The organism is Streptomyces sp. NPDC054863, assembly GCF_053610825.1.
In genome coordinates, this window is record NZ_JBSGZD010000345.1 from 1 (window position 1) to 7,869 (window position 7,869).

Below are 7,869 nucleotides of genomic sequence, written 5' to 3' on the forward strand. Positions count from 1 at the left end.
TCCTCGGAGGGGCGGGCCGTCGCCCGTACCCAAACGCTTCTCAAGGGCGAGAACGGCATCGGTACGGTCCGCAGGACCACCCTCCCCGGCGGCCTGCGCATCGTCACCGAAACCCTCCCCTCCGTACGCTCCGCCACCTTCGGGATCTGGGTGAACGTCGGCTCGCGCGACGAGACCCCCGCCCTGAACGGCGCGACGCACTACCTCGAACACCTCCTCTTCAAGGGCACCACCAAGCGCAGCGCCCTCGACATCTCCTCCGCGATCGACGCGGTCGGCGGCGAGATGAACGCCTTCACGGCGAAGGAGTACACCTGCTACTACGCGCGGGTCCTCGACACCGACCTCCCCCTGGCGATCGACACGGTCTGCGACATGCTGACCGGCTCGCTGATCCGCCAGGAGGACGTGGACGCCGAGCGCGGCGTCATCCTCGAAGAGATCGCGATGACCGAGGACGACCCGGGCGACTGCGTGCACGACCTGTTCGCGCACACCATGCTCGGCGACACCCCCCTCGGCCGCCCGGTCCTCGGCACCGTCGACACGATCAACGCGCTCAACGCGGACCGCATCCGCCGCTTCTACAAGAAGCACTACGACCCCACCCACCTGGTGGTCGCAGCCGCGGGCAACGTCGACCACGCCAAGGTCGTGCGCCAGGTCCGCAGGGCCTTCGAGCAGGCGGGCGCCCTCGGAAACCCGGACGCCGCCCCGGTCGCCCCGCGCGCGGGCTCCCGTACGCTGCGCACCTCCGGCCGCGTCGAGCTCCTGAACCGCAAGACCGAGCAGGCGCACGTCGTCCTCGGCATGCCGGGCCTGGCCCGCAACGACGAGCGCCGCTGGGCACTCGGCGTGCTCAACACCGCCCTCGGCGGCGGCATGTCCTCCCGGCTCTTCCAGGAGGTCCGCGAGAAGCGCGGCCTGGCCTACAGCGTGTATTCGTACACCTCGGGCTTCGCCGACTGCGGTCTGTTCGGCGTGTACGCGGGCTGCCGCCCGAGCCAGGTGCACGACGTCCTGAAGATCTGCCGCGACGAACTCGACAAGGTGGCGGCCGACGGCCTCACCGACGACGAGATCCGCCGCGCGGTCGGCCAGCTCTCCGGCTCCACGGTCCTCGGACTCGAAGACACCGGCGCACTGATGAACCGCATCGGCAAGAGCGAGCTGGCCTGGGGCGAGCACATGTCGGTCACCGACATGCTCACCCGCATCTCCGAGGTCACCCCGGACGAGGTACGGGAAGTCGCCCGCGACATCCTGGGACAGCGGCCCTCCCTCTCGGTGATCGGCCCGCTCAAGGACAAGCAGGCCGCCCGCCTCGAAGAAGCGGTCTCGTAACTCCCCCTAAGGAAGCCAGTACTCATGAGCAAGCTGCGCGTGGCGGTCCTCGGTGCCAAGGGCCGGATCGGCTCCGAGGCCGTACGGGCCGTGGAAGCCGCCGAAGACCTGGAACTCGTCGCCGCCCTCGGCCGGGGCGACAAGCTGGACACCCTCACGGAGTCCGGCGCCCAGGTCGTCGTCGAACTGACCACCCCCGACTCGGTGATGGCCAACCTCGAATTCTGTGTACGCCACGGAATGCACGCCGTCGTCGGCACCACCGGCTGGAGCGACGACCGCCTCGCGCAGCTGAACTCCTGGCTCGACGCATCCCCCTCGACCGGCGTCCTGATCGCCCCGAACTTCTCCATCGGGGCCGTCCTGACCATGAAGTTCGCGCAGATCGCCGCGCCGTACTTCGAATCGGTCGAGGTCATCGAGCTGCACCACCCGAACAAGGCCGACGCCCCCTCGGGCACGGCCGCCCGCACCGCCCAGCTCATCGCGGCGGCCCGCGCCGAGGCAGGCAGCGCCCCCATGCCGGACGCCACGGCCACCGCCCTGGACGGTGCCCGCGGCGCGGACGTCGACGGCATCCCCGTCCACTCGGTCCGCCTGCGCGGCCTCCTGGCCCACCAGGAAGTCCTCCTCGGCACCGAGGGCGAGACGCTGACCCTGCGCCACGACTCCCTCCACCACAGCAGCTTCATGCCGGGCATCCTGCTCGGCGCCCGCCGCGTGGTCAGTACTCCAGGCCTCACCTTCGGCCTGGAAAACTTCCTCGACCTGAACTGACGATTTCCACCGGCGGGGCACGAACAGCCATGCGCGCAAAGATCACCTACTTCATCACGGCAGCCGTCCTGGTCGTCTTCTTCGTCCTGGTCGGTGGCCGTGCCGTCGCCATGATGAGACTGGGCACCCCGCTCGGCATCGGCTTCGGTATCGCCGCGCTGATCATCCCGCTCATCGGCGCCTGGTTCCTCTGGAAGAACACCGAGTTCGTCCGCAGGGCCAACAAGCTCGCCGCCGAGCTCGAAGCCGAAGGGGCCCTCCCCGTCGACGAGTTGAGGCGCACCCCGGCCGGCCGCATCGACCGCGACTCCGCCGACGAGGTGTTCGCCAGGCGCCGCGAGGAGACCGAGGACGCCCCGGACGACTGGCGCTCCTGGTTCCGCCTCGCCATCGCCTACCAGGACGCCCGCGACACCCCCCGCGCCCGCAAGGCGATGCAGCGCGCCATAGCCCTCCACGACGGCAAGCCCGCGCCTCTTTAGAAGCGCCCTTCAGGGGCGCGGGGCCGTGCTGGATTTGCGGCTCCGCCGCGCGGGCGCGACCAGCCCCCACCGACCCGCACGTGAGCACATGAGTAAGGGGCGACCTCCATGGAGGTCGCCCCTTGCTCGCGCTGCCCGCGCACCGCGCTACGACAGCCGGTACTCGTCGCCCCACACCTCAATCGTGTCCGCCGCCCGGTCGAACGCCTCGACCCGCGACAGGAAGTCCGCACTGTGGTCGGTGAGCAACGGCGGCAACTGCGCCCCGTTGTGACGCTCCATGACCAGTGCCTGGCCCTGTACGGTCCGGGGCAGCCCGAGCCAGCGCACCGGCTGCTGCACGGTCCGCACGTTCGAAGTCTGGCTCCACGGCACCGTCACGGTGCTGAAGAACCCCACCCGACGCAGCCCCGCCCGGCTGACCCACACGCCGAGACGCAGCATCCGCAGGGCACAGGCGATGGCGACCGCTCCGACGCCGAACACGATCAACGCACCGCCCACCTCGGAGGCGAACGCGATGATCATCGCCGACAGCAGGATGAAGGACGCCAGCAACAGCAGCAACGCCGCCGCCCCGACCCGGTAGGGGCCGGGCCGGTACGGTCGCCGCCACTGGTCGTGGTCGTCGTACGGCAGCGCAATGTCGTCCGCGCCTGCTTCAAAAGCGCGGTCGGCCGTCAGGAATGGCAGGGGCACGACTGGTCCTCACTCACAAGCACGCTCGATTGGGCTGTGCCCGGTGAGGCTACCCAGCGGGCTCCCGCCGGGCCACCTCAGGGGGTCCGGAAGAGTCCTGAGGGGCGGTGAGGTCCGCGGGGTGGGCGGGATCAGCGCCCTCGGGCGGCCTCGGACTGCTGGGCCTTGCCCGGCGCATGCCCCGGATCGAGCGCAGGAAGCCCGAAGAGCAGTGAACCGACCAGCCCGGCGACCACGGTCAGGCCGACCAGCGACCGGTGAAAGACCTGGGCCGTGCTCGGGCGTTCAGGAGGGGGCGGGGTGACATTACTGCGGAAGCGGTCGGCCTCGGCCACGAAGGCGAACGGGACGGCTTCTCGCCGGCGAAACATGAGTGTCGCTCCTCTTGATCATCAAAACCAATGTGTCTGTGATGCCTTGCACAAGCATCTCTACAGAGACAGACGCACAAGCCTGTCACTTGGTGCCCGATTTCCCCGAATTGCTCAAAGAATGTCCTGACGGTCCGTCCGGCCTTCCGAGCCCCTTGCGGCCCGTAGAGTGGACGCCGCCCAGAGCGACGCAGATGGAAGGACCCGCCGGTGACCGTTACCCCGGACAGCACCCCCGAAGAGACCCAGAAGCCCAGCTTCCGCAGTGAAGTCACTGTCGAGCTGGTCAAGCACGCCGCACAGGACTCGGACGTCCTGTGGGCCGCCCGCGTCTCGACGGTCGGCGAGCAGTCCCTGGAGGAGCTCACCAAGGACCCCGAGCGCTCCAAGGGCCTCATCAACTACCTGATGCGCGACCGGCACGGCAGCCCCTTCGAGCACAACTCGATGACCTTCTTCATCAGCGCGCCGATCTTCGTGTTCCGCGAGTTCATGCGGCACCGCGTCGGCTGGTCGTACAACGAGGAATCGGGCCGCTACCGTCAGCTCGACCCGGTCTTCTACGTCCCCGGCGCCGAGCGCAAGCTCGTCCAGGAGGGCCGCCCCGGCAAGTACGTCTTCGTCGAGGGCACCGAGGCCCAGCAGGAGCTCACCTCCCGCGTCATGGAGGACTCCTACCGCCAGTCCTACGAGGCCTACCAGGAGATGCTGGCCGCCGGCGTCGCCCGCGAGGTCGCCCGCGCCACCCTCCCGGTCGGCCTGTACTCCTCGATGTACGCCACCTGCAACGCGCGCTCGCTGATGCACTTCCTCGGCCTGCGCACCCAGCACGAGCTCGCCAAGGTCCCCTCCTTCCCGCAGCGCGAGATCGAGATGGTCGGCGAGCAGATGGAGACCCACTGGGCACAGCTCATGCCGCTGACCCACGCGGCCTTCAACAAGAACGGCCGCGTCGCTCCGTGACGGACTGCGGGCACAGATGTACGGATGGGCCGCACGAGGTGTCCGTATTGCGACGTTTCGAGAAGTTCATCTAGGCTGATCAAACGGACCCGGCACTGCTTGAACCCCCGAGCAGGCAGTGCCGGTGTCCCCTTTCCCCCCTCTCACCGGTCCCCCCGAGGGGACACCCCGCGCTGAGCAGCGAGTAGCGTGTTACCCATGGCTCCGATCTCCACTCCGCAGACCCCCTTCGGGCGGGTCCTCACCGCCATGGTCACGCCCTTCACGGCGGACGGCGCACTCGATCTCGACGGCGCACAGCGGCTCGCCACCCATCTGGTGGACGCAGGCAACGACGGTCTTGTCGTCAACGGCACCACCGGCGAGTCCCCGACCACCAGCGACGCGGAGAAAAACGACCTGGTACGGGCGGTGCTGGAAGCAGTCGGCGACCGCGCCCACGTCGTCGCAGGAGTCGGCACCAACGACACCCGCCACAGCCTTGAGCTGGCCCGCGCCGCCGAGCAGACCGGCGCCCACGGCCTCCTCGCGGTGACGCCGTACTACAACAAGCCCCCGCAGGAGGGCCTGTTCCGGCACTTCACCGCGATCGCCGACGCCACCGAACTCCCGGTGATGCTGTACGACATCCCCGGCCGCAGCGGCGTCCCGATCAACACCGAGACGCTCGTCCGCCTCGCCGAGCACCCCCGGATCGTCGCCAACAAGGACGCCAAGGGCGACCTGGGCCGCGCCAGCTGGGCGATCGCCCGCTCCGGCCTCGCCTGGTACTCCGGCGACGACATGCTCAACCTGCCCCTCCTGTCGGTCGGCGCCTGCGGCTTCGTCTCCGTCGTCGGCCACGTGGTCACCCCGGAACTGCGCGCCCTCCTGGAAGCCCACCTCGGCGGCGACGTCCAGAAGGCGACCGAGCTCCACCAGAAGCTGCTCCCGGTCTTCACCGGCATGTTCCGCACCCAGGGCGTCATCACCACGAAGGCCGCCCTCGCCCTGCAGGGACTGCCCGCAGGCCCGCTGCGCCTGCCGCTCGTCGAGCTCTCGGCCGACGAGACCCACCAGCTCAAGATCGATCTCGCCGCCGGCGGGGTACAGCTCTGAACACAGACTTCACAACTGAACAAGCACCACAGAGCAAGTCCGAGCACCACCCCACACAGACACAACATGTGCACGACACGACATGCACGCCACGATCCCCGAGGTCCGTGGCGTGTGTGGTGAGGAGAGTCTTTTGAGTCATCCGCATCCCGAACTGGGCGCCCCGCCGAAGCTCGCCAAGGGCGGCCTGCGCGTCACCCCGCTGGGCGGTCTCGGCGAGATCGGCCGCAACATGACGGTCTTCGAGTTCGACGGCCGTCTGCTCATCGTCGACTGCGGCGTCCTCTTCCCGGAGGAGGAGCAGCCCGGCATCGACCTGATCCTGCCGGACTTCACGTCCATCAAGGACCGCCTCGACGACATCGAGGGCATCGTCCTCACCCACGGTCACGAGGACCACATCGGAGGGGTCCCGTACCTCCTCCGCCTCAAGCCCGACATCCCGCTGATCGGCTCCAAGCTGACCCTCGCCCTGATCGAGGCGAAGCTCCAGGAGCACCGGATCCGCCCGTACACCCTTGAGGTCGTCGAGGGCGACCGCGAGCGCCTCGGCCCCTTCGAGTGCGAGTTCGTCGCGGTCAACCACTCCATCCCGGACGCGCTGGCCGTCGCCATCCGCACCCCCGCGGGCATGGTCGTCTGCACCGGCGACTTCAAGATGGACCAGCTCCCGCTGGACGGCCGCCTCACCGACCTGCACGCGTTCGCGCGCCTGAGCGAAGAAGGCATCGACCTTCTTCTCTCGGACTCCACGAACGCCGAGGTCCCGGGCTTCGTCCCGCCCGAGCGCGACATCTCCAACGTGCTGCGGAACGTCTTCGCGAGCGCCGAGAAGCGCATCATCGTCGCGAGCTTCGCCAGCCACGTGCACCGCATCCAGCAGATCCTGGACGCCGCCCACGAGTACGGCCGCCGCGTCGCCTTCGTCGGCCGCTCGATGGTCCGCAACATGGGCATCGCCCGCGACCTCGGCTATCTGAAGGTCCCCGGCGGCCTGGTCGTCGACGTGAAGACCCTCGACGACCTCCCCGACGAGGAAGTCGTGCTGGTCTGCACCGGCTCGCAGGGCGAGCCGATGGCCGCCCTCTCCCGGATGGCCAACCGCGACCACCAGATCCGCATCGTCCCCGGCGACACCGTGATCCTGGCGTCCTCGCTCATCCCCGGCAACGAGAACGCGGTCTACCGCGTGATCAACGGCCTGACCCGCTGGGGCGCCAACGTCGTCCACAAGGGCAACGCCAAGGTCCACGTCTCGGGCCACGCCTCGGCCGGCGAGCTGCTGTACTTCTACAACATCTGCAAGCCGAAGAACCTGATGCCGGTCCACGGCGAATGGCGCCACCTGCGCGCCAACGCCGAGCTGGGCGCCCTCACCGGCGTCCGCAAGGACCACATCGTCATCGCCGAGGACGGCGTCGTCGTCGACCTGATCGACGGCCGCGCCAAGATCGTCGGCAAGGTCCAGGCCGGCTACGTGTACGTCGACGGCCTCTCGGTCGGCGACGTCACCGAGACGCACCTCAAGGACCGCCGCATCCTCGGAGACGAGGGCTTCATCTCGGTCTTCGTCGTGGTCGACAGCTCCACGGGCAAGATCGTCGGAGGCCCGACGTTCCACGCCCGCGGGTCCGGCATCGACGACGCCGCGTTCAACGCCGTCACGCCGAAGATCGAGGAAGCCCTCATGCGCTCGGCGGCCGACGGAGTGATGGAAGCGCACCAGATCCAGCAGCTCATCCGCCGCTCGGTGGGCAAGTGGGTGTCCGACACCTACCGCCGCCGGCCGATGATCCTCCCGGTCGTCGTAGAGGTCTGACCGAGGTTTCACTACCTCATCTCCTGGAGCGGGGCACCTCGATTTGCGTCGGGGCGCTCCGCTCCAGTAGGTTTACGGCTCCACCTCACCGGGAAGCAGCGCACGTCCGCGTGCCTGTCCAACCCACGAGGGGGTGGAAATTCCGACTCAGAACTTCTGGTAAAGTCGGAACCGCCGGAAAGGGAAAACGCGAAAGCGAAGAACCTGGAAAGCGCCGAGGAAATCGGAACGGAAACGGTCTGATAGAGTCGGAAACGCAAGAACACAACAGAAACAAACTGAACGAAAACGTCCGGAGGAAAGCCCGCGAGGGTGA

General features: G+C 68.5%; 8 protein-coding genes. 6 read left to right on the plus strand and 2 right to left on the minus strand.

The window, feature by feature from the left end:
- The 3 genes from ACWGIG_RS34525 to ACWGIG_RS34535 all read left to right on the plus strand — a co-directional run.
- A partial coding sequence (locus ACWGIG_RS34525; protein ID WP_453325648.1) for a M16 family metallopeptidase occupies nt 1-1,344 on the plus strand: 1,344 nt, incomplete at its 5' end.
- 24 nt (nt 1,345-1,368) lie between these two features.
- Nucleotides 1,369-2,121 carry a 4-hydroxy-tetrahydrodipicolinate reductase gene (dapB, locus tag ACWGIG_RS34530; RefSeq protein WP_453325649.1) on the plus strand — a complete coding sequence of 251 codons (753 nt, stop codon included), beginning with the start codon at nt 1,369-1,371 and terminating at the stop codon, nt 2,119-2,121.
- A 29-nt stretch (nt 2,122-2,150) separates the two neighbouring features.
- On the plus strand, nt 2,151-2,603 hold the full coding sequence (locus ACWGIG_RS34535) for a hypothetical protein (protein WP_453325650.1): 453 nt from the start codon (nt 2,151-2,153) through the stop codon (nt 2,601-2,603).
- Nucleotides 2,604-2,750: 147 nt separating this feature from the next.
- On the opposite strand, the gene ACWGIG_RS34540 is transcribed toward ACWGIG_RS34535, so the two are convergent.
- Together ACWGIG_RS34540 and ACWGIG_RS34545 are read right to left on the minus strand one after the other, a co-directional pair.
- Complete coding sequence (locus ACWGIG_RS34540; RefSeq protein WP_453325651.1) at nt 2,751-3,302, minus strand: hypothetical protein; 552 nt, start codon at nt 3,300-3,302, stop codon at nt 2,751-2,753.
- 131 nt (nt 3,303-3,433) lie between these two features.
- Complete coding sequence (locus ACWGIG_RS34545) at nt 3,434-3,673, minus strand: hypothetical protein (protein WP_453325652.1); 240 nt, start codon at nt 3,671-3,673, stop codon at nt 3,434-3,436.
- Between the two features lie 210 nt (nt 3,674-3,883).
- Between ACWGIG_RS34545 and thyX the strand changes: the two genes are divergently transcribed.
- The 3 genes from thyX to ACWGIG_RS34560 all read left to right on the plus strand — a co-directional run bounded on the left by thyX (nt 3,884) and on the right by ACWGIG_RS34560 (nt 7,553).
- Entirely contained in the window at nt 3,884-4,636 is a 753-nt protein-coding gene (thyX, locus tag ACWGIG_RS34550) for an FAD-dependent thymidylate synthase (protein ID WP_453325653.1), read from the plus strand.
- A gap of 198 nt (nt 4,637-4,834) precedes the next feature.
- Nucleotides 4,835-5,734, plus strand: a complete 900-nt coding sequence (gene dapA / locus ACWGIG_RS34555) for a 4-hydroxy-tetrahydrodipicolinate synthase (protein WP_453325654.1) — start codon at nt 4,835-4,837, stop codon at nt 5,732-5,734.
- Nucleotides 5,735-5,867: 133 nt separating this feature from the next.
- Complete coding sequence (locus tag ACWGIG_RS34560) at nt 5,868-7,553, plus strand: ribonuclease J (RefSeq protein WP_362416681.1); 1,686 nt, start codon at nt 5,868-5,870, stop codon at nt 7,551-7,553.
- Nucleotides 7,554-7,869: the final 316 nt, after the last annotated feature.